This is a genomic window from Variovorax gracilis (assembly GCF_030317115.1).
In the GTDB taxonomy this organism is placed as follows: domain Bacteria; phylum Pseudomonadota; class Gammaproteobacteria; order Burkholderiales; family Burkholderiaceae_C; genus Variovorax; species Variovorax gracilis.
Genome location: NZ_JASZYF010000019.1, coordinates 1 through 20,415, shown reverse-complemented (window position 1 = coordinate 20,415; position 20,415 = coordinate 1). Strand labels below are relative to the sequence as shown.

Sequence of the window (20,415 nt, the reverse complement as noted above, 5' to 3'; positions counted from 1 at the left end):
CAGGGAGCGCGGCCGGCACGTGCCGGCGATCTACTACGACCCGATGTATGCGCTGTCGGTCGTGCGGTGAGTGGGTGGAACCAGCGCATGTATGAGGGTGTTTCCCTCGTTCTCAAGGAGAGCGTCATGAATCGAGTGCAACTGATCGGCCGGCTCGGCCGGGATCCCGAAGGCGGGCATAGCGGCAAGGGCAGCTATGCGACCTTCAGCCTCGCAACCAACGAGTACTGGACCGATCGCGGTTCGGGCGAGTTGGTGGAACACACGGAATGGCACCAATTGATCTGCTACGACCGCCTGGCGGAGATTGCCCGGGAGTTTCTCACGAAGGGTAGCGAGGTCTATGTCGAGGGGCGCCAGCGTACGACGCATTGGACCGACAAGGATGGGACAGAGCAGCGCGGCCTGGAGATACGGATCGACGAGATGAAGATGCTTCGCAGGGCTCCGAAGACGGACCCTGTGGTTGCGGCTGCCAAGGGCATGGCCTCGATCGAGACCCTGATGAAGGACGTTGCCGTGGGCCTGCGAAACGACGTGACGCTGGCGGATCTCGCTGGGATGCTGAATGTCGTGCGTACCAACCTGGCCGGCGACGACTCCGAAAAGGAACGGTCTCGTGAACCCGCCGCCCAAGGCGCCAGCGCCTGAGTCGACGCCTGAGTCACCGAGTGAGGCGGACACGAGGGACATTTGCCCCGACAGTCTGCGCGGGGCCATGGACAGGCGTGATGCGAGCGCCGCCAACCGCTCGAAGGAGGCACGGTCGAACGTGAGACCTGACAAGCGTGAGGCTCGCGCTCCCTTCCGTCGCGATGCCTTTGAAGATCAGCGTTCGGTACGGCCCGAAGTCGCTGTGCGTGTTTCGCTGATAGACGGTGCGGATCGCCTCGTTTATGTCGACGTAAGAGCTGGAAGAAGCTGGAAGCAGCCATTGGCAGTGCAGGAAGTAGCGAGCGAACTCCGTCATCGTCCATCCGCCATCGATGGGGCCTCGCTTTCCGAGCCGCGCACGCTGCGTGCCCTGGAAATGGCGCGCCCGCTCGCCTCGGATCGAGCGGTCTCGATGTCAGTGTCGAGAACTTCGACGCCGTACAGTCTTGGCAAGACGAACGTCTCGGCGAATGCCTCGCCGTCGCAGCGGCATCCGCAAGGCAGTCTGTCTGTCCCGTCCAGGGCCAGGGCGCCTGTGCCGCCAGTTCAAGCGACGGTCCAGGCATCGACGAGGTCAAGATGAGCCATGCGATCCGGTTGCCGTGGTCGATCACGGTCGCGCCCCGCATCGTCCAGCCTTCGTTCAAGTGATGAGGATCGCCCGCCCGTCCAACTTATTTAACCTGCCACCGTCTGGTCCCGCTTTGAGTCTCCTTTCGCTGCTGCGCAGACGTGACCCGTCGACCATCTACAAGGTGATCCGGCAGTTCGAGCCCGGAGATATCACCAGCGTCTACGACGTCTGGGCCGGCTCGATCAATGCCGAGACCGACGGCTTCTGCGGGCACTGCATCGCCAGCTTCTCGACCGCGCCCGAGGCCTACCGCCTAGCCGAACGACTCAACAACCACCAGCTGGTCGACTGTTCGACCGCGCACCGAGGCGCCCCGGGTTTGGCGGCGACTCTGTTGTCGACGCTGGGGTTGGCCGCGATGCTTTACATCTATCGTCGTGCTTGGAAGACCTTACAGCGAACTGAAAGCCCATGGAACCGGAGCACGAATCTATGAGACAACGGTCAGCGGCATTGCTGCGGCTAGCGAGGGGCAGCACTTGAAACGCTGGCAATTTGGCTGCGGGCAGGCTTCGTCAGACGTCGCAGTGGCCCGCTCTGAATCGGCGATCGGTTTGACACGGGTGGAGCGAACTTCCCCCTGGAAGGCTCCGGCGGCAATCCGATCCCGCGGGCGATGTGCCAGGTTGGCACAGGCTGATGGCATCTGAGTATCTGATGCCATTGGGTTTTCCTGAATTTCTGGTGCGTCAGCCAGAGATTGCCGACACCGACAGTCAGCCGAAAGCCGGCTCGGGGTTGGGCCCCGAGGTTCGAAAGGCTAGCTGAGGAAGTCCTGCATTGTCTTGCCGCTGTCGATGGCCGCCTTCAGCCATCGAGGCTTCGGACCGCGGCCGGTCCATGAATTGCCAGCGCCGTCGCTGTAGTGAAGCTTCGACGGAGCGCGCTTGGCCTTCTTCGCGGTCGCCTTGGAGACCGGCTTGGCTGCCGCCACCTTATCGATTGCGGGAGTCGGCTTCGACTTGACCGTCGAACCAGCCCTGAACTCCTCGACCGACCGCCCTGCTACGAGCGCTTCGCGCAGCCAGCGCGGGCGCGGACCACGGCCCGACCACACATTGCCTGCGCCGTCGCTGAACTGGGACAAGGACTTCTTGGTTTTCTTGCCCACGCCTTTTGTCGGTCCGGAGTCAAGGCCCAGTTGGGCCGCCGTCAGGCCGTATTGCGCAATTGCGACCTTGATGCGGTCGACAACTCCCGTGACTTCGGTGTCCCGCAAGGCTTCCGCCTGGCGTTGAAGTTGCTCGATCTGCTTCTGGATCTGCTCGTAGGTTTGTGCCATTGCTTGCTTTCCTTTTTGATTGAGGTTCGAAGAGTACTGCGACTCCTTCACGCCTGATTCTGCCAGTCCCGTGCGATGGCGGTCGAGTGGGCTGAAAGTCTGCATCTTCCTGGCTCACTGGCGTTTGTGCATTTGCAATAAACCACCGACTGCCAATTCAGGCCGAAATGCAATGGAGTCGCCCCAGCGCGATTGGTTCAAATGACGTCGATCGGCACGATCCGCCTGTAGCGGTACATCGCTTCCGGCTCGACTCCGAGCCAGGCAGCAACCTGCTCTGGTTCGAAGCCGCGGCGCAGTTGGCGCAACGCGAAGGTATGGCGCAACCGGAACGAGCCGCCCTCTCGGCTGTCGATGCCCGCATCCTCGAGTACCTTCTTCGCGGATTTGTAGTGCGACTCCTTGTGCCATGGTTTGCCACTGCGCGTCGACGGGAAGAGGTGATCGCCCTCGATGCGAGTCTGGGCGCGAACCTGCAGCCAATGCTGCAGCAATTCACCGGCCCAGGGCGCAATCGGCGTCTCGTGCGCCGATGAATTCCCATCGCCGGGTACTAAGACTTTCCAGGGCCGATCGCGCACGCGGCCGCCGCGCGAGATCGGCGATGCCAAGGTCAGCCCCCGAACATCGCCCGGCGTCAGTCCGCCGCCCAGTTGCAATGCCACAGCGGTGCGGTTGCGAAGCTCCTGCCAGGTAAAGGCTGCGTGACTGTCGCGCCGCGCGCCGGAAAGCCCGGGTCTGGGTCGTGCATTCGACAGATAGGTGATCAGGTGCCTGGCCTCTGCCACCGAGAGGAACTCGGGCAAGGGGTCCGCCTCGGCTGCTTCCGCATAGCGCACTTCCGGATGGGAGGCCAGCCAATCGGACGCCGCTGTGTTTGGGCGCTCGTCCCTCTGCGCCGCATGGTGACGCAGCACGCGGTCGATGAGTCGGACGAGCCGCAGCGCGTGCCGAGGCGAGAGCGACAGGTCCGAACTCTTGCGGCCGAAGCGGGCGGCCTGAAAGACCTGCAGGTCGGACAGGTCGAGCGAGGACAGGGTGATGGCGGGCGACTGACCGAGGCACCACGCGGTGAAGGCACCCCACATGTCTCGGTAGACCTGGATTGAGGAGGGCTGCCGCAGCGAGCCGGACGCGCGCTGGTCCTCGAGCCAGCGCTCGAAAGCCAGGCGGTGGATTTCGGAGGGCTTGTCGTCGAAGAGAGGATAGGAAGGCATAAATACGCTAACGGCGAAACGGATGGTTGGCGAGGAGGGAGGCTGTTTGTTGTTGAACCTGGGCGGATTAAGGTAGTGGTTTGCCGTTAGCGTAAATCAGATCTTCTCCTCTGTCCGGTCGTTGCACCCCGCCGATCAGATACCCGCCAGGGGGCGTAAGCCCCCGCGCAAATTAGGCCTATTGCGCGTCCGGCAGGCCTTGGTGGCCGCTCCGCAGATAGCCGAGACCGCGCGTGTGTGGCGCCGAGCGGATGGGCTCGGCATTGAGCGCGATTTTCACCGACAGTGAATCGGCGTACTTGCGCGGCATTTCCCGATCTCCCCGCGCTCATCCCGTGCAAATGACCTGTCGCCGAGTTTTGGAAAGCGGGACCGCTGATGCCGGCTCTGACCCCTCAGCTAGATTCGCGAAATAGAACCACGACCAGAGCAACCCAGCTCAAGCCGGTCAGCCAGAGCAGGACAGTGATCAACTTGTCCAGCCGTCTCATGCTGAAAAGAATACCTCGCCGCGAGGGACCACGATGGCAGAACTCATAATATGGAAATGGGCCACCTTCGCCGCATCAGCGTCTTCGTCGACGAGTCAGAGCAGGGCCACTTCTACTGGGTGCTGCACGAGTCCACCGAGGGCGGCGTCTGGACGGATATCGAGTCCAGCGTTGAGTCGTACGACATGTGGCTTGACGCCTTCGACGCCGGCTGCGTCGCGCTGCTGAAGCTGGTCACCGACGAGCGCATCGGGCCGCGCGTGCCCAGCGAAGACGCGGCGCCCCGGCCATGACAGACACCCCTGACGCAACTGACCCGCCAAGGAAACGGCCCCTCGCCGACCTGATCCGCGACCGGCCAGGCTCTGCGTAAGGAAGGTGGCCCATGTCCAGACCGGCCGGCTTCGTGCACCGCAGCGCAATCAATACGCGACGCAGAGAGCCCGCTGGCACGCGAGCTGGGCAAGATCAGCGAATGGCGCGAGCAGATCAAGGCCGCAGGGCCCGTACGCCATCGACTGGCTGGCCGGGAAATCCGGCGGCGAACTGAAGCACCGAGCAAGCCTAGCACCGCACGGTCGCCGTACTGGAGGCGCTTCTGCAAGACGCGCAGGCGAACAAGTGGACAACGCCAACATGCTCAAGGGGGCACGAATCGCTGGCTGGGGCGTCCATCGCCGCCGTCGCGCTCGCGGTGCCGGTGCCGATGGTCCAGGCACTCTGGTCGAAGCAGGACCAGGCGGTTGGAACATTCCTACCGCTGGCACACCCTGTGCCTCGGGAAATGAGCGCGAGAGCCGCTCCAGTGCACCGAGATGAAATCGGCAACCAGCACATCCCGAGGAGAGCGCCTCGAGGGCCCCCCGATCGGGATATCTTGGCCATCTGAGCCGAATGGAAGTGAGTGCTAACGTTAAGCACCGACGCCGAGGCGAAATGGCGGCACGGGATCGGCTCGCTGTGCGTGCGAAGCTGCTCGCTTGGAGCGGTAAGGCCGAGCCTGCCGCAGCGTGCACATGGCGCAAGACGGACCCTTGAGTGTCGGCGACGGCGCGGACGGCGTTCAACAGGGCCCCTGATGTTTTTGTCGCAGCTGTGTTGCCCCTAACTCCCCCTCCCGTGTTGAGACGGTGATCGTCGAAATCGAGATTTGCGGATGCTCGGTGGCTGAAGGTGCTTCCCCACGCGGACTCGCCGGAGATGCCGCATGAGGGCTAAGCCAAAACCTCACCGATGGCAGCGACTGTTGGCGCGTGAAGCTCACTACTATGGGAGGAGAAGCGAGGATTGGCAGGACCACGCGCGCGGGTGCGGTTCCGAGGGGCCAAGACGGCGTTGATCACATTGTGGAACGCACCAAGAGGTGTGTCGCAATTCCACAACGAAACGGTTCATTCGCTGTGCATTTCACTCGATATGCTTTGCTCTGACTTACGTGCTCTGGTGCAATAGCGACAACTTCCCAAAAGGAGGTTGGCCCGGGGTCCGGTGGGAGCACAAAAGTGCCAGTCACGGTGAGCCCTTCGCACCGGAGCCCTATGTTTAACCTTGGAGAAACTTGCAATGAAAAAATCTCTAGTTGCCCTGGCTGCTCTGGCTGTCGCCGGCGTCGCCTCGGCTCAGTCGTCTGTCACGTTGTTCGGCGTGGTTGACGCCGCTGTCAGCGGCTATTCCAACAAGACTGAAGACGTCTTCGGCAACAGCGTCACGACGAAGGCCACCAAGCTGACCAACTCGGGCTACAACTCCAGCCGTCTGGGCTTCCGTGGTACGGAAGACCTCGGTGGCGGCCTGGCAGCCAGCTTCTGGCTCGAAGCCGGTATCAACAACGACGACGGCACCGGCCAAACGATCTCCGGCCTCGGCCCGACGGCCCAAGGCGGTGGCGGCCTGACGTTCAATCGTCGTGCAACGGTCAGCCTGTCTGGCGCATTCGGTGAAGTCCGCCTCGGTCGTGACTACACCCCGACGTTCTGGAACGACACCGTGTTCGATCCGTTCGGCACCAACGGCGTCGGTACCAACCTGATCTCGACGGCCAACGGCTACAACAGCGGCAACGCGTCGAACAGCGGCTTCACGATCAACAACCAGTACGTTCGCTCCAGCAACTCGATCGGCTACTTCCTGCCGCCGAACCTGGGTGGCTTCTACGGTCAGTTCATGTACGCCTTCAACGAGAAGGCCAGCCTGGATCCGGGCGTGCTGATTCAGCCGACCATCCCTGCCGGCGCTGTCTTCAATGACTCGCGCACTGGCCGTTACATCGGTGGTCGCGTTGGCTACGCCAACGGCCCGCTGGATGTCGCGATCTCCTACGCTGAAACGACCCTGGCCAGCCAGTTCTACCAAGGCACCACGAACAAGCTCGATTCGGGCAGCATCGGTGCTTCGTACGACTTCGGCGTCGTGAAGCTGTTCGGTGAATACGCCAAGTCGGACACGAAGGTCGAATCTTCGGCTCCGTTCCCGACCACGGTTGCTGGCGCGTTCGGTTTCCGTGAGCCTGGCGCTGACGGTTGGCTGCTCGGCGTGACCGTGCCGGTCGGCCCTGGCCTGATCCGCGCTGCGTACTCGGCTGTGGACTACAAGAACACGACCGTGCCTGGTCAGTTCTTCGGTCTGCCTGATCCCAAGGCCAGCAAGTGGGCCCTCGGCTACGTGCACAACCTGTCGAAGCGCACGGCTCTGTACGCAACGGTGGCTTACATCGACAACAAGAATGGCTCTGACCTGACCATCGGCAACAGCCCCGAGTACTTCGGCAATGCACCTGCGACTGTCGCCGGCCCTGGTGGTACTGTTGTGGCCAACCCGCTGTTCGTGCCTGGCCTGACCCCGAAGAGCTCCATGGGCTACGACTTCGGTATCCGTCACGCTTTCTGATCTGACGCTGGCGTAAGCCAGCATCAAGGGAAGTTCTTGAAGCCATCCGGCGAAAGTCGGGTGGCTTTTTTTTCGCTAAAGTTGGCCAGCCTTGCAACACGTCCGACCCTCCGCCGGGAAGAATGTTGATCGGGCGCTTGGGATCGCAGCCACTCAGATCAAATGGATGAGACACCGCAGCAGCAGCAACCCGTCGATGGAGAGCTGTTGGACCTCAATGACCTTCGCGTCTTCGCTTACGTCGCATCGCTGAGCAGCTTTTCGCTGGCGGCCGAAGCCCTGGGGATACACAAGTCCAGTGTGAGTCGAAGCATCATTCGACTGGAGGCCCTGTTCCAAACGTCGCTCTTGAACCGCTCCACCCGGAAGGTTCAACTCACGGCGCGTGGCGCGGCACTGCAAGAGCGTTGTACCGACATCCTGAATCGGATCAGCGACTCGATTGGCCACGTTGGAAGTCTGGCAGCGCCACCGCAAGGGCACCTGGTGGTCGCCGTCAGCGAAAGTGCGGGGTTGGCTACTCGAATTCAGCGACGCCTGCTTCCCCATTGGGTCGAGCTCTTTCCGGATGTGCGGCTTACGCTGCGGTTCACACGCCACAAGGCGGAACTGAAGAGCGAGGACATCGACATCGCTGTGTCACTCGGTGCCTCAACCCACCCCACGAGAACGCAGCTCGGCGTCGTGGAACGCCGCCTGTGCGCAAGCCCGATTTACCTTCAGCGAATGGGCATTCCGGTCAGACCTGAGGACCTACACCAGCACAGCTTTGTCGTCGACGACGGTAACGAAGCGGATTCTTTCGTCGACTCGATTCTGGAACCACTGTTTTCCACCGTATTGCTACCTCGAAGCAGCGCGAACGAGCCCTCGGCAGTGCGTGACTTGGTGCTTGCAGGCGCAGGCATCGGCTGCCTTCTCGGGCCTCTTTGCGACGAAGATGTCGAAGCGGGACGACTGGTGAGACTCTTGCACGACATGCGAATACCGTCGCTCGCGGCCACTGTGGCTTTTCCCAGCCGAAAGCAGCTGGCACCGGCCGTGACTGCGTTCGTAGACCTGCTCAAATCTGTCCTGTGATGCTACGCGGAACTCTGGCGGATGGCCGCATCCTGCAAGTTCACCAGCATCACACCGGCCTCGTCTACTAAGGATTGGATGTGAGCATCTCATCAAGGCTGCGGGCATGTTCGACGCGACGATCGGCAAGCCGTATGCAGGCATGCGTCAAGCTCATAGGCCGCTCGCGAGTTGATGCACCCGGCGCTCGGTCCGTTGGAGAGCGCCATGGCAATTGGAAATCTTCAACTCGAATTGCTCCGCTTCCTGAAATCTACAGGCGCTACGGAGCCTGTGATCGAGTACTGGGAGCTCGTTGGCACAGGGCGTTTGCGGTTCCTAACGAGCCGCTACCATGTCCGGCGTGCTTCCTCCATGGGCGCATAGAGCGTTTGGTGCCTTTCAGCGTCGGGAGCCAAATTGCAGCGGTCCGTTGCGGGGCTTGTGAAGCCACGTTCGAAGTTCCCGGGCGAGGAGGCCTACGGCGTCGAAAAGCGGATTGAGCGGTCCTTGATACTTTTACCTTGTAGAAGAATTGACGAATGGACGAACCAATGCCAAAGGTGCGAACGAATCGCGCTTCATCCCCGACGGCCTGGGAAGCCACTTGATCGAGCGCTCCATGACTAAGGATTCAAGCCGTCTCGAGGCAGGCAGGCGTACCCGCCGAACGTCCTGTGCCAGTGCCTAGCGAACTTGCGAAGTTGATCTCCCAGCAGGCGGTGTAAGTTTTGGTCGGGAGGCTCGAAGCGGGAATCTTCGCAGACTCCGCTGGACCGAACGCGGGCGCGGAAATGCTGCGCTTTTTTCTGAAGCATCCGTTGAATGGCTGAACGCGTCGCGGCCAAGTCTCGCGCCAGGTGCGGTAGCTTATAAGTCCCGGCACCGTACTGTTGTACCTCATGCGCGGGCCCGAACGGCCGGTAGCCGCCGGGACTTCACATTCCTAGATCATAAGTCCCGCTGACGGCCTCCGAGCGTCGCGCAGTAGGACGCAAAGAGCGCACCCAAAACCAACGAGATGAAAATCCAAAGCGATCCATAGGCAGTCGCCTTTCGTGCTGAGTCCGCCATCGCCTTCGCCTTGGTCTTGGTCTCTTCGAGAGTCGCTTTGGCGCGCGTATAGACGTCGTTGACTCGCTTTTCCGCATCCTGTGGGCTCATACCGGTTCGCTGAGCGACGACCTGGCTTGCATAACGGCTGTCTTCAGGTGAGAACGTCCCCGTACGCAGTGCGTTGGCAAAGATTCGCCCAACTTCAGCGGTCGTCGCTCGATCCGTCGTGGCTTGACCTGCCTCTGATTGGGTCGAGCCGCCCGAGGCGGGCGCCGCGCTCAGATCCTTCCGGAACAGGGAGTCCGTCATGTACGCCATGGGGCCGTTGCTTCCTTCGTCCCCCGATCGGTTCGCTGCAGCTCCTGCCGCCGCGGTCGCTGCGCCGCCAGCCACAGTAGTGGCCACGCCCATTCCAGCCTTGGCCCCAGCGCTCACGGCCGACCCGACGGCAGAGGCGATCAACGCGAAGGTCACAAGGGTCGCCACGGCCCACGAAAGGATCCCGTGCGCGGTGTCGCGAAAACGCGCCTCATCCGTATGAAGTCCGCTCCACTTCGTGCGTAGGCGCCCAGCAAGATATCCGCCCAGACCGGGAGAAGCGAGCTGAGTGAATGTGATCCAGAAGATTCCGGCGATGCCGATGGTTTTTGCTTCTGCACCTTCGCCCTCCCAGGGAGAGGCCAGGCCCAGTCCCATGCCGGCGCCCAGCACCATCATAATCAACGTCAGCGCGGCGGCCACCGCTGCCCCTGCAAACACGGCGCCCCAGGAGACTCCGGATCGGGGAGCTTCGAGCACGGCGGAATCATGCCTCGCGCCAATGCCCGGCATCGGTGGTTCTTGAGCGTAGGTGGCCATGGCGTCGTCCTTCAGTGTTGTGTACGTCGCATGGAACAAGCCACTCGGAGACCTCGGTGTACGGAAGCCTCGCTGTTTGAGGTAGGCAATGCCCGACTCGGACGATTTCCGCGTCGGTTTCCTACTCCGCCAATTAACCACTCGGTGGAGTGTTGTCTTCCTAAGAGACCTTGCCATGCCAGAACCAATACCAGCGTGACGTAGTCCGCCCCGCCGGGCCTGGCGCAGCGCGATCTTCTCCCATTCAAACAGCGCGCTCCCGAGTTACACGCCGGGAACACACGCTGACAACTCGTCCGTCGCCTTTTGCCGCACACCTTGATTTATGCAGGCTTCGCTCATGTCGTAACAATTGGGGGCCGGTTCGTGCAGGCCGGCCATACGCGCCATTGTGCGTAATAGGAATTCCGCAATCGTCACTAGTCAGCGGGTGCTGAATAACGCGTCGAGTTCGTCGTGACTGAGCGGTTTCCACTGCGCACCCAGCGCAGTAGTCGTCCCCGACACTCGCTCTGCGCCGGCATGACGAAGCCGTCGTGTCCCATGAAGCCAATCACTGCGTGGTCATGCCGCCACGAGAAGATGACCTCCGCAGGCGTTTCCTGAGAGCTGTATTCGCCACCTGAGAGACGACCAACTGACACGCAAGGGATGCGAACTGGCACTGGGTCAACCCACTTCAACTGGGCGGCTTCGTCCACGCATACCTGGATACCCAACGTCTCCAGCAGATCGAACGGCTCGACGAAGTCGTCGTCATTCATGACAACCAAGGCGGCGGTTAGCCGCTGCCATCGCCGAAAGTTAATAACGTGTTTCCTGCACTAGGCACTCCTCACTGAAAGACATCGGGGCACATTGGAACCCCGTCGCCGACCTCCCCGCCCCGAGGGAAAAACCGCGCCCGCATCAGCCAAGTTCTATGCGCTGGCCTTTTGAGAAGGGAGAGACTACGCGCCCTCGAACGCTACCTGCGATTTGCTTCGACAGAACCGATGACGCCCCTTGACAGCTCGCCCGCAGCCTGTAGATTGCTCGGGTTTCAACTGCGTCCTCACCGCGCCAGGCGGGGCAGTCCATCACAGGCCAGTGTTGTATGCACTGAGCAGGCATCTACCTGAACCTTTTGACGGATAGAGCATGAGCGACCAGTCCTCACATGCCGCACCTTCGCCAAGGCGGGCGACACGGCGCAACCTCACAGTCGTTTTCTCGGATCTTTCAGACTCGACCGCGCTCGCCTCCTCTATGGAGGCGGAGCACTATGCCGAACTGCTGGGTCAGCTTGGTCAAGTTTGGGCCGGTGTTGTGTCGAGGAACGGCGGCACCATTGTCCGCATCCAAGGCGACGGCATGCTGGCGATTTTCGGTCACCCAGAGGGGCGCGAGGACGATGGCAGGCGGGCAACCGAGGCCGCGCTGGATTTTCATGAGGCCGTGACGCAGATCCGGCATCACGGGCTGCAAGCGCTCGGCCCACTTGGACTTCACACTGGTATCCACGCGGGTCTCGTTCTTCTCGACGAGGGTGATCTAGTCCGGGGGCGTTTCGAACTGCTTGGAAATGCACCCAACATCGCCGCTCGGCTCTCCGATGCAGCTGAGCGCAACGAGATCCTGGTAAGCGAAGAGACGCTAGGCTTCGAACGCCAGTTCTTTCGCACCGGCGAGCGCCGAGAACTCCGTCTGAAAGGTCATACGCAAACCGTCATCGTATTTCCGATACTTGGGCGGACGCTTGTACATACCCGGTTCGAAGCGCACGTCCAGCGCGGACTGAGCCCCTTTGTCGGCCGGCGGCACGAACTGGCGACGCTTCAGAGCACACTTGGCAAGACGCTAGCAGGTCGACCCGGTTGCGTCGCCATCTCCGCGCCTACGGGCGTGGGAAAAACGCGACTGATAGAAGAGTTTCTCGCTCACGCCACGGCACTGGAATGCCAGCTCCATCGAGGTTATTGCGAAAGCTACTTGAGCGCAGAGCCAATGCAGCCTTTTCTGCAGATGCTGCGTTCCTTGTTTCACTTCGATCATGGTACCTCTGGCGTCGTTGCAGCGGCCTCCGTGGACCAAGTGCTCGCCGAAGTTCAGCCGGGGCTTGCCGCCAACCGAAGGGCAATTCTCGGAGCACTTTCTGTCAGCAGCCCCACGGCCTCAATTGGTGACCCGAAGCGGCCCGCGATGGAAGTCGTTACTGGTGCGATGTGTGAACTCTGCGCGGCCTTGGCGTCGCGACGGCCGCTTGTGCTTTTCATCGACGATTGGCAATGGGCCGATGACGCTACGAGCCAGATCCTGAATGCGATTCGCAGCCTTGATCGAAGTGCAATCTTCGTGCTCATCGCGACGCGCGGTGTAATGGCCGGCGACGCCATCCTCGGCGGTGCACAGGTGCTCAAGCTTCCGCCCTTGAGCGAGGAAGAGGCCGTCGAAACCATTCAGCATCTGTTACCCCAGGGCAACCCTTTCATGGTGCAGGAAGTGCAAAAGTATGCAGGGGGCAATCCGCTCTACATCGAGGAGTTGTGCCATTCGGCGGCGCATGGCGATCTGACTCGCCGGCGCGGTCAGCTGCATGGAGGCGCGGCTTGGCTGAACGCGGTGATCGAGTCCCGCGCGGCGCGGTTGACCGCTGGGCAATCTGATTTGGTCCGCACCGCGGCGGTCATCGGGAATGTGATTCCGTCCTGGCTGCTCCTCAGTCTCACCGGCTACGCGCAGGACACCCCGGTGGTGCGCAGCCTGGCAGAGCAGGACTTCATTTTTCCCGGTGAGACATCTGGAACGCTGCGCTTCAAGCATGGGATCACGCGCGACGTGATCTACCAGTCTGTGGGCCTGCACGAGCGCGAGGCTACGCATTTGCGCATCGCCGATCTGATACGTGAACAATGCTTGGCAAGCGGCGAGGAAGAACCTTTCGAGGCATTGGCCTACCACTACGGTGCGGCGAGCCAGCACGCGTTAGCTGCCCACTATGCAGAGCTTGCCGGCGACAAGGCCATGGACGCTTCGGCACTTGATCGAGCACATGTTCAATACCGGGCTGCGCTTGCTGCTTTGGATCGCCTGGAACCATCAAAGCCGCTGTCATTGCGATGGATCTCAATTGCCCAAAGGTTGGGATTTGCGTCCGTCTTCGATCCATCAAGGGATCAGTTGGCGGTGTTCCAACGCGCCCTCGAATTGGCCGTCGAGAGCGGAGAAGAGGCTCTCGTAGCGCGGGCCCACTACTGGTTGGGCTATTTCAATGGCGCGCTCGGCGAAACGCGCCCCGCGCTTCACCATTGCACGCTTTGCTTCGAGGGCGCTCAACGCATCGGGGACGATCGGTTGACGGTCCAGGCGGCAGCGGCATTGGGACAGATTGAAGCCGCTTCAGCCAACTATGATCGCGCGCTCGAACTGCTGGACAGTGCGATCGCAGTCAAACGCAGTCACCGCACAGGCGTTCGCCTGTCCGTCGGTCTGGGCTATACCCTTGCCACCAAGGCTCACGTGCTGGGGGATCGAGGTGAGTTCGCGCAGGCGCACGAGTGCTTCGACGAAGCCTTGCGTGCAATCGGCGGCGCCAACCACCAGGTTGAGGCCGCTGCCCGGATATTGCAGGGTATCGTGCTGCTATGGCAAGGCCGCTGGGAAGAGGCGAGACAGGCCGCTGTCTACGGTTGTCGCATCGCCGAGGCAGGTCGCAATCTATCTTACTTTTCGATGGGCGGCGCGCTGAGCGCCTATGCCAGTTGGGCGATGGAGCGGACAGTTCAATCTCTGCAAGCCATGCTGGACGCGGCGGTGTGGCTCGAACCGCGCCGCAGCCCTTTTTCTTCGCTGACCCACGGTTGGCTCGCGGATGCCTTTATGACCGACGGGCGTCCAGGAGCGCGGCGTCACGCCGCGCGAGCCATTGGTCGCATGCGAAAGGGCGATCTCTTTGGGGCTACGACGGCCTATCGCGCGCTGGCTCGCAAGGCTGCGCGATCGTCGGATCTCGAGCGAGCCCGGCACTACATCGACTTCGCGATGGAGGTGGGGCAAGCACGACAGTCGGCGCACGAAGCGGCCGTCACGAAGCTGTGCCGCGCACGAATTGAAGCGGTGATAGGGAATAGGGATCGTGCCGAACTTCTCCTCGATCAAGCCCTTCGGGAATTTGAAGACATGAGCATGCAATGGCATCTGACAGAGGCGACAGCGTTGCGCAGGGTTCTGCCGCGCTAGCGCCGTTACCCGGTCTCGGCAAACTGGCACGATTCCTCGCGAACCGCCAATAGCCTCAGCCGAGCCCATGGACTGCTACTTCCATGCTGCAACGCTACTGCAGGATGGCAAGGTGCTTGTCGAAGGTGGGAGTGACGACCTTCCTCGCTGAAGCAACTCCAAGTTCCGTAGCGCCGGCCGTCAGAGACGCGGTTCGGTTTCCCCGAACGGCGACGACGGTAAGTCGCGAATGCCCGCCTATCGACGCACGGTCGACATCACGGTCGCACGGCAATGGGGCTGTTCGGCGGGAGGCAGGAGTCGGCAATTGTTCAAGGCGCGTTGCTGCATATCGCTGAGCCGTGGCTGATTGCGCCGAGGGGGCGGAGGCTGATTCCAATGACGTGGCGGTGGACTGTTCCAGTTCGGGTGACGAGGGGGCTGGTGCCAGTTCTGATTGTGATTCCACCGCCGACCCTGGCCTCGCTGCCATCCCCGGTCCCACATGCAACGCTCGAAGTTCACGCCGCGCCGATCGCAAGCCCTGAGATCGCGATCGAACTGAGCGCTGTTGTGCCACTGGGCATAGGCGAATCCGGAAGTCATGAGTCCCGCAATCGCGAGGATGATTGTCGACATCAGCTTCTTCATGCTCTCAATATTGCACCCCTCGGCTCTTTGCGCAAGTCGGCGCCTCCCACCGTGAACGCAACGAGAGTCCCGGTGGATCCTGTCGGCCAAGGCGCGTACAGTTCTCGGCGTCTGGGAGGTCTTTGCGGGAACTGGCGTGTGCGACTGCAATCTCGAAACACTCGTTCGTGCAACCAGCATCGTCGCCATAGTCCCGGCGAGACGACGTGGGAGCTGGCTTTCGCTTGGCGCTGATTCGTTCTGTTTTAGTGCTTTGCACCTCGGGTGGCGGCGAAATGTCAGGCGCCAGACCGTAGCTCTTCAGAAAATTGAAAAGTCCCACGGCCAGGCCCTGCGCCGCGATGGCGTTCATGGCAAGGCGGCCGACTACCACCCTTTTGCAGGGGCCCGGGCTAGTCGAGTGGTCAATTCGGTTCGCCTCAAAAGTGATATGAATGACGCCGTTCTCATTGAAGAACCCGGTCGCTCCGCTCACGTAGAGTCTGGAGCATGGGGATCGTCGATGAAATTAAACGCCTGATCCTCAATTGACATGGCTGCTCCTGAAAGTTCGCGCGCCACATGATGGCACCTCGGCCGCGTCTTCACATCCACCCTCTTTTCCTCTCCCCGCCTTCGCAGTGGCCACACTGTGGAACGGTGGCGTTCCTGTGGATCAACCTTGCAGTCTTCGCGGTCTGCATTGCGCTCACGAGGCAATCTTGAAGTTCGGTCAGCACCCGTTTACCTTGCTGCTAATCAACGTCTCGTCGGAAGCCATTCCTGTCGATCCTGATCCTGATCAGCCAGAACATGGCGGCGGAAGAGAATGAGCGGCGTCACCACCTCGACTTGCACATCGACGTTCTCACGAACGAGAGAGGACCGCACTTCTGCGGATCGTGGCACGCATGGCCAACAAACTGGGGGTTGAGGGCAAGGATCAGCGCGAGGTTCGCACGTTGACTGAGAACAACGACCCGACCGAGGTGCTGCACCAGCTCGTACGGGCGGCGACCGCGCACAAACGTTAAGTGCCGCGCGCGCGGTCGACGTCGTGACGGAAGCGGCAGGCCCCTGACCGCTCACCGGCGGCACTGGCGAAAGAGCTGCACTGCCGAGGCGACAGGAACCACTCCGCGGCAATGAACGCCCGGCTGCATCGCGAGGGCACGACGAAAGTCGCGGGCAGCGCGACAAGTCCTGCGTGACGCGGCCAAAGCGACCACGGTCATCGCCGCTTCTTCCCGCGCGTGCGGGCCAGGCGATCCGCCACGGCGTTGGCCACCGCCAGCCCGGCCAGCATCATCAGCCGATAGATCAGCGCTCGCGACGCGTTCGACACGCGGCGGTCTATTTCCCTCTGTGCCTCGGCGGTCCGCGCGATGCCCGCGTAGTCAGGCACGTCCAAGGCCACGACCGGCGCGGCGCGCGCCGAGGGATCAATCGCGGCTACATCCGTGCCGGCTTCAGCGACTTGCGCCGCCTGCCTCGTGGCTTGCTGCGCCTTCGCGCCCGCGAGCGAGCCATGCTCGTCAGCATAGACCTTGGTGAATTCGGCGCCCAGAAGGAAGATTTGGGCTGCGTAGTAGACCCAGGCCACCAGCACAACGAGGGAGCCCGCAGCGGCGAAGGACTCGGTCACTCCGGCCTTGCCTATGTAGAGACCGATCAGCAGCTTGCCCACTTCGAACAGCACCGCCGTGACCGCCGCGCCGATCCATACGTCGCGCCAGTCGATCGGCGAAGAGGGCATCAGCTTGAAGATCATCGCGAACAGCACGGTCAGGATCGCGAAGGAGATGAGCACGTTGACCCATTGCATCAGCACTTCCCAACCCGGCAACAGGCCACCAAACCAGCTGTCAAAGGCCGCCAGGGCGGCGCTCACCATCAGCGAGACCATGAGGAGAAAGGCCAGGCCCAGAATGAGTCCGAACGACAGCAGGCGGGCCCGCAGCACCGCCCACAGGCCGGACGGTTTCTCCCTTTCCGGCACGTGCCAGATGCGGTCCAGTGCGCTTTGCAACTCGGCGAACACCGTCGTGGCGCCGACCAGGAGGACCCCGGCGCTGATGAGACCTGCGATCAGTCCCTTGTCGGTGTCGGAGGCCGCGCGCAGCATGGCTTCCACCGCGCCCGCGCCGTCGGCGCCCACCAAGCCGCCGATCTGCCCGACGATCTCCTGCTGCACCGCATCGCGCCCGAAGATCGCGCCGGCGACGGCGATCACGATCACCAGCAGCGGGGCGAGCGAGAAGATCGTGTAGTACGAGATGGCCGCCCCCATGCTGGGCGCGTAGTCATCCACCCAGGCCATGACGGCCTTGCGGCAGAGATCGAAAAGCTTCTTCGGGCTCATGGTTTCCTTGCTCCCTGGGTGCGCGATGACTTGGAGCCGCCGGCCTGCCGCGCCTCGCCCGCCACTTGGCGCTGAACGTCCCCGCAATTGGTTTCCTCTCCGGGCCCGGTCTCAATCAGCGGCAGGAGCGCAGCCAGCGGATTGAGGGCCGCGAGCCCGAGCGCAGCGCCAACGCGCGCGGCCAGCGGACCTTTCACGATCTCGAAATCCGGCTGCTTGAACGAGCCATGCAACCGGACCGGCGTGCGCAGCGACAGCAGCCCAACCTCCTTCGGCTTGGGCGCCACCGTGATGTCGAAGCGTTCGTGCTCGAGGTCAAAGTTGCCACCGCCCAGAACCTGCGTCTGCTCGGTATCGACCACGAAGAGGGTCGACTTGCCGCGACCGGCAGCAACGTCAAAAACCACGCCGCCGCACCGGATCACGATGTCCTTGTCGCCGCCGGCCAGAAGCGTCAGCACCTTACCGCCGTTGAACCCGCTCGCGGCATCCAGCAGGTTCGAGATCCTGCCGTTCACCACGGTAGCGGCGATGCGCCCGTCCGCCTTTGCTGCGGCAGCTGCGATCGAATTGCCCGTCCCCTTGAGCCGTAGCGTGGCGCCGACCCGGCCAGCGCCCTTGGCAACTGTGGCCGGCATGTCGGGCACCAGTTCGATGATGCGGACGCGCTTCAGGTCGATCTGCACCTCGGACTTGATCGTCGGCTCGCGCGCGTCGAGCGCGACTTTGGCGACGAGGGTGCCGCCGGCAAAACCGAAGTCGAGCGGATCCACCTTGAGCCGCGCGTCCCGCAGGCGCAGCGATGCCTTGAGGCTTTCGAGCGGCAGCGCATCCGGCACCACGAGCCGGGTCGCGACCAAGTCCACCTCGGCGTCGATCTTCTGCAGCCGGCTCCCGTCGAAGCTACCTGCCGGCAGCACGTGCGTCGGGTCGACCGCCTTCTCCTTGGCCTTGGCAGCCGGTCGGCTGCTCGTTTCGGACTGCGACGCCGCGGGCTTGCCGCCGCTCTCCTTGGTCTGCACCCCGATCAGCGGGCCCAGGTCGGCCAGATTCAGTCGCTTGCTGCGGAGATCGGCCGTGAGCAGCGGACGCGGCTCCCGATCGACGTAGGTACCCTTGCCCGTGATGTCGCTCGAGCCGATCTGGCCCGCCAGGTCGTTCATCGTGTAACGGTTGCCCTTCAGCACCAGATGGCCCTGCAGCCGGTACGGTGGTGAGGCCGGCAGCGGCAGCAGCAGGAAGGGATAGAGATTCGCGAGGGTTTGGCCTTCAATACGCAGCTGCACGTCGATGCCCGAAATGTCGGCGGCATCGGCAATCATGCCCTCGACCGCCACGCGCGTAGTCCCGGCATCGAGCCGGCCCTTGAGCGGGAAGGGGACGCCAGACTCCTGGAAACTTAGAACGTCGCCCGTGAGCGCCTGCCCCGAGAACTTCGCTTGGTGGTAACTGCCCTTGAAGTCATATTGCGTGGTGTAGCGGCTGTTGTCGGGCTTGGCGTCGGCGTCCTTCGACTTCTCCTCAGCTGCGGGCTCGAAGGTCGTGCCCTGGATGTCGAGCTCGAACGGCTCGCCATGGTCGACGTAGCGCAACCGGCCGTGGTCGACCGAGAGCGTGCTGATGCGCAGCTTGCTCGGCGAGGTGTCGGACGGATCGGAAAGAATCCAGTTCTTTCGGTTATCGGGCAGCCGCTCGAAGACCAGATCGGGCTTCGTGAGCGCCACCCGCGGTATCAGAATCTTCTCGGGCAAGTCGCGTAGCGACACCGAGAACTCCACCATTTCAACCTGGGCCATCGCGGGCTCGTCCTTCGACCAGGCGGCATTGCCGAAGTAAACGTCGCGCATCCGGATCGTCGGCGTCAGGCCGAGCTTAACGCGCAGATCGGAAGTGCGGAACTCGCGCTCGGTTTTCTGGGAGATGTAGCGCTCGAGCGGCCGCCGCACCCAGTTCCAGTCGAAGAGGGCGATGAAGACGATCACCAACGCGATCAGCAGCGCGACCGCAGACCAGACTGGATGGCGGCGCAGCAGGCCGCGGCGTGAAGTGGTCATGGCTCGTACGGGTATATCGACTTCAGGCCTTCGTCGCCGACCCCGGCGGTGCCATCTTGCGATGCTGCTCGGCCAGCGTGTTTTCAGACGAGGTCATGTGGGTCTCAAGGGTTCGTCACGCTGATGCATGCTCATATGAAACTTGCGACCACATGCAGCGGTCGACCTCGTCGGCACACCGAGGTCGGCACGCATCCGACTGAATCTTCTCCAGGTACTCCGCCTCGTAACGTCAGACGACACGCCAATGGCATGACGCAACTGCCTACCTCATTCGCTTTGGAGGACGTTCATCAGTTCGGAGAGCATGCTCCGTGCGGGCAATCGCGAAGGAGGACTCACGCTCTCGCCGGCCGGTGGCGACGGCGTGTTCGCCTCTGCGCATTCCGTAGGGCTTGTTTACGTTGGTAGGCATGCTACCCAGCGAGTGCCTCGGTGTCGATCGCCATTTGAGCCAATCTGGTCACCTTTGCCTGGGGCGGGCGAGGCAGGCGAGGCGGATCACTGTCGGTGTTTCGGGCCGCCGCGCGGGCCGCATCGAGTTCGGCTGCGGAGGGGAAGGTTTCTTGGTTGCCACGGCGGTCTCGTTCGAACGGAGCGCGAACGTAGGAGCCGCTTTTCCCGACCTGCGTACGAGACCCTCGTGAGGTGCCCACCCGATCAAGCGAGACAACTCCTCCCCTCATCTTGCTTCGCAGCGCACGGATCCCGACTCGAAGCGTGAGCGCCCGGTGAACACAAGACCCTCTGCCTGCCTGGCTTGTACGCCTTCAGCGCGGCTCCGGGCGACTATTCCTCGCCAGATTGCGACGCCAGCGACATCTTCGCCAGTAAGAAGGGCGCTTTTCCTACGCCGCCGGTGTAGAACCGCGCCCAACTTCTACGTGTCCCCAGAGATGTCGAACCAGCGCGACCGCAATCCATTAAGCCTGTGTGAGAACGGCCGCCATGGCGGTCACCCGCGCCAGTAGACGATCGCCGGCCATGGTGGTCGTCCAGTAGTACGGCGAGGTCGAGATGCTTACTTGAGGTGGA

The 20,415-nt window shown here is 62.4% G+C and carries 14 protein-coding genes; 7 read left to right on the top strand and 7 right to left on the bottom strand.

From position 1 onward, the window contains the following. The first annotated feature begins 126 nt into the window (after positions 1 to 126). Both QTH97_RS26100 and QTH97_RS26095 read left to right on the top strand, forming a co-directional pair. Positions 127 to 651, top strand: coding sequence for a single-stranded DNA-binding protein (locus tag QTH97_RS26100; RefSeq protein WP_286571424.1), 525 nt, complete (start codon positions 127 to 129; stop codon positions 649 to 651). 653 nt (positions 652 to 1,304) lie between these two features. Next, the gene (locus QTH97_RS26095) at positions 1,305 to 1,724 is read left to right on the top strand and encodes a hypothetical protein (protein ID WP_286571423.1); all 420 of its coding nucleotides are present in this window, start codon (positions 1,305 to 1,307) and stop codon (positions 1,722 to 1,724) included. Between the two features lie 324 nt (positions 1,725 to 2,048). Here the strand turns inward: QTH97_RS26095 and QTH97_RS26090 are convergent, their stop codons facing one another. From QTH97_RS26090 to QTH97_RS26080, 3 genes are all read right to left on the bottom strand, one after another. Then, the gene (locus QTH97_RS26090) at positions 2,049 to 2,570 is read right to left on the bottom strand and encodes an H-NS family nucleoid-associated regulatory protein (protein ID WP_286571422.1); all 522 of its coding nucleotides are present in this window, start codon (positions 2,568 to 2,570) and stop codon (positions 2,049 to 2,051) included. A gap of 197 nt (positions 2,571 to 2,767) precedes the next feature. Further along, positions 2,768 to 3,787 carry a tyrosine-type recombinase/integrase gene (locus QTH97_RS26085; protein WP_286571421.1) on the bottom strand — a complete coding sequence of 340 codons (1,020 nt, stop codon included), beginning with the start codon at positions 3,785 to 3,787 and terminating at the stop codon, positions 2,768 to 2,770. Between the two features lie 178 nt (positions 3,788 to 3,965). Beyond that, positions 3,966 to 4,097 (bottom strand): hypothetical protein, encoded by a 132-nt coding sequence (locus QTH97_RS26080; RefSeq protein WP_286571420.1) that lies wholly within the window; start codon positions 4,095 to 4,097, stop codon positions 3,966 to 3,968. Between the two features lie 237 nt (positions 4,098 to 4,334). Between QTH97_RS26080 and QTH97_RS26075 the strand changes: the two genes are divergently transcribed. From QTH97_RS26075 to QTH97_RS26065, 3 genes are all read left to right on the top strand, one after another. Further along, positions 4,335 to 4,571, top strand: a complete 237-nt coding sequence (locus QTH97_RS26075) for a hypothetical protein (RefSeq protein ID WP_286571419.1) — start codon at positions 4,335 to 4,337, stop codon at positions 4,569 to 4,571. A 1,270-nt stretch (positions 4,572 to 5,841) separates the two neighbouring features. Further along, positions 5,842 to 7,164, top strand: coding sequence for a porin (locus QTH97_RS26070; protein WP_286571418.1), 1,323 nt, complete (start codon positions 5,842 to 5,844; stop codon positions 7,162 to 7,164). Positions 7,165 to 7,326: 162 nt separating this feature from the next. Further along, complete coding sequence (locus QTH97_RS26065) at positions 7,327 to 8,244, top strand: LysR family transcriptional regulator (protein ID WP_286571417.1); 918 nt, start codon at positions 7,327 to 7,329, stop codon at positions 8,242 to 8,244. Positions 8,245 to 9,174: 930 nt separating this feature from the next. Here QTH97_RS26065 and QTH97_RS26060 read toward each other — a convergent pair. Then, the gene (locus QTH97_RS26060) at positions 9,175 to 10,137 is read right to left on the bottom strand and encodes a hypothetical protein (protein ID WP_286571416.1); all 963 of its coding nucleotides are present in this window, start codon (positions 10,135 to 10,137) and stop codon (positions 9,175 to 9,177) included. 419 nt (positions 10,138 to 10,556) lie between these two features. After that, the gene (locus tag QTH97_RS26055; protein WP_286571415.1) at positions 10,557 to 10,901 is read right to left on the bottom strand and encodes a hypothetical protein; all 345 of its coding nucleotides are present in this window, start codon (positions 10,899 to 10,901) and stop codon (positions 10,557 to 10,559) included. 376 nt (positions 10,902 to 11,277) lie between these two features. On the opposite strand from QTH97_RS26055, the gene QTH97_RS26050 reads away from it, so the two are divergent. Beyond that, positions 11,278 to 14,355 (top strand): ATP-binding protein, encoded by a 3,078-nt coding sequence (locus QTH97_RS26050; RefSeq protein WP_286571414.1) that lies wholly within the window; start codon positions 11,278 to 11,280, stop codon positions 14,353 to 14,355. A gap of 1,520 nt (positions 14,356 to 15,875) precedes the next feature. After that, on the top strand, positions 15,876 to 15,998 hold the full coding sequence (locus tag QTH97_RS26045; RefSeq protein ID WP_286571413.1) for a hypothetical protein: 123 nt from the start codon (positions 15,876 to 15,878) through the stop codon (positions 15,996 to 15,998). Between the two features lie 197 nt (positions 15,999 to 16,195). Here the strand turns inward: QTH97_RS26045 and QTH97_RS26040 are convergent, their stop codons facing one another. Together QTH97_RS26040 and QTH97_RS26035 are read right to left on the bottom strand one after the other, a co-directional pair. Then, on the bottom strand, positions 16,196 to 17,326 hold the full coding sequence (locus QTH97_RS26040) for a YihY/virulence factor BrkB family protein (RefSeq protein WP_286571412.1): 1,131 nt from the start codon (positions 17,324 to 17,326) through the stop codon (positions 16,196 to 16,198). After that, complete coding sequence (locus QTH97_RS26035) at positions 17,323 to 19,380, bottom strand: AsmA family protein (RefSeq protein WP_286571410.1); 2,058 nt, start codon at positions 19,378 to 19,380, stop codon at positions 17,323 to 17,325. The genes QTH97_RS26040 and QTH97_RS26035 overlap by 4 nt, the downstream gene beginning before the upstream one ends. Positions 19,381 to 20,415 lie beyond the last annotated feature (1,035 nt).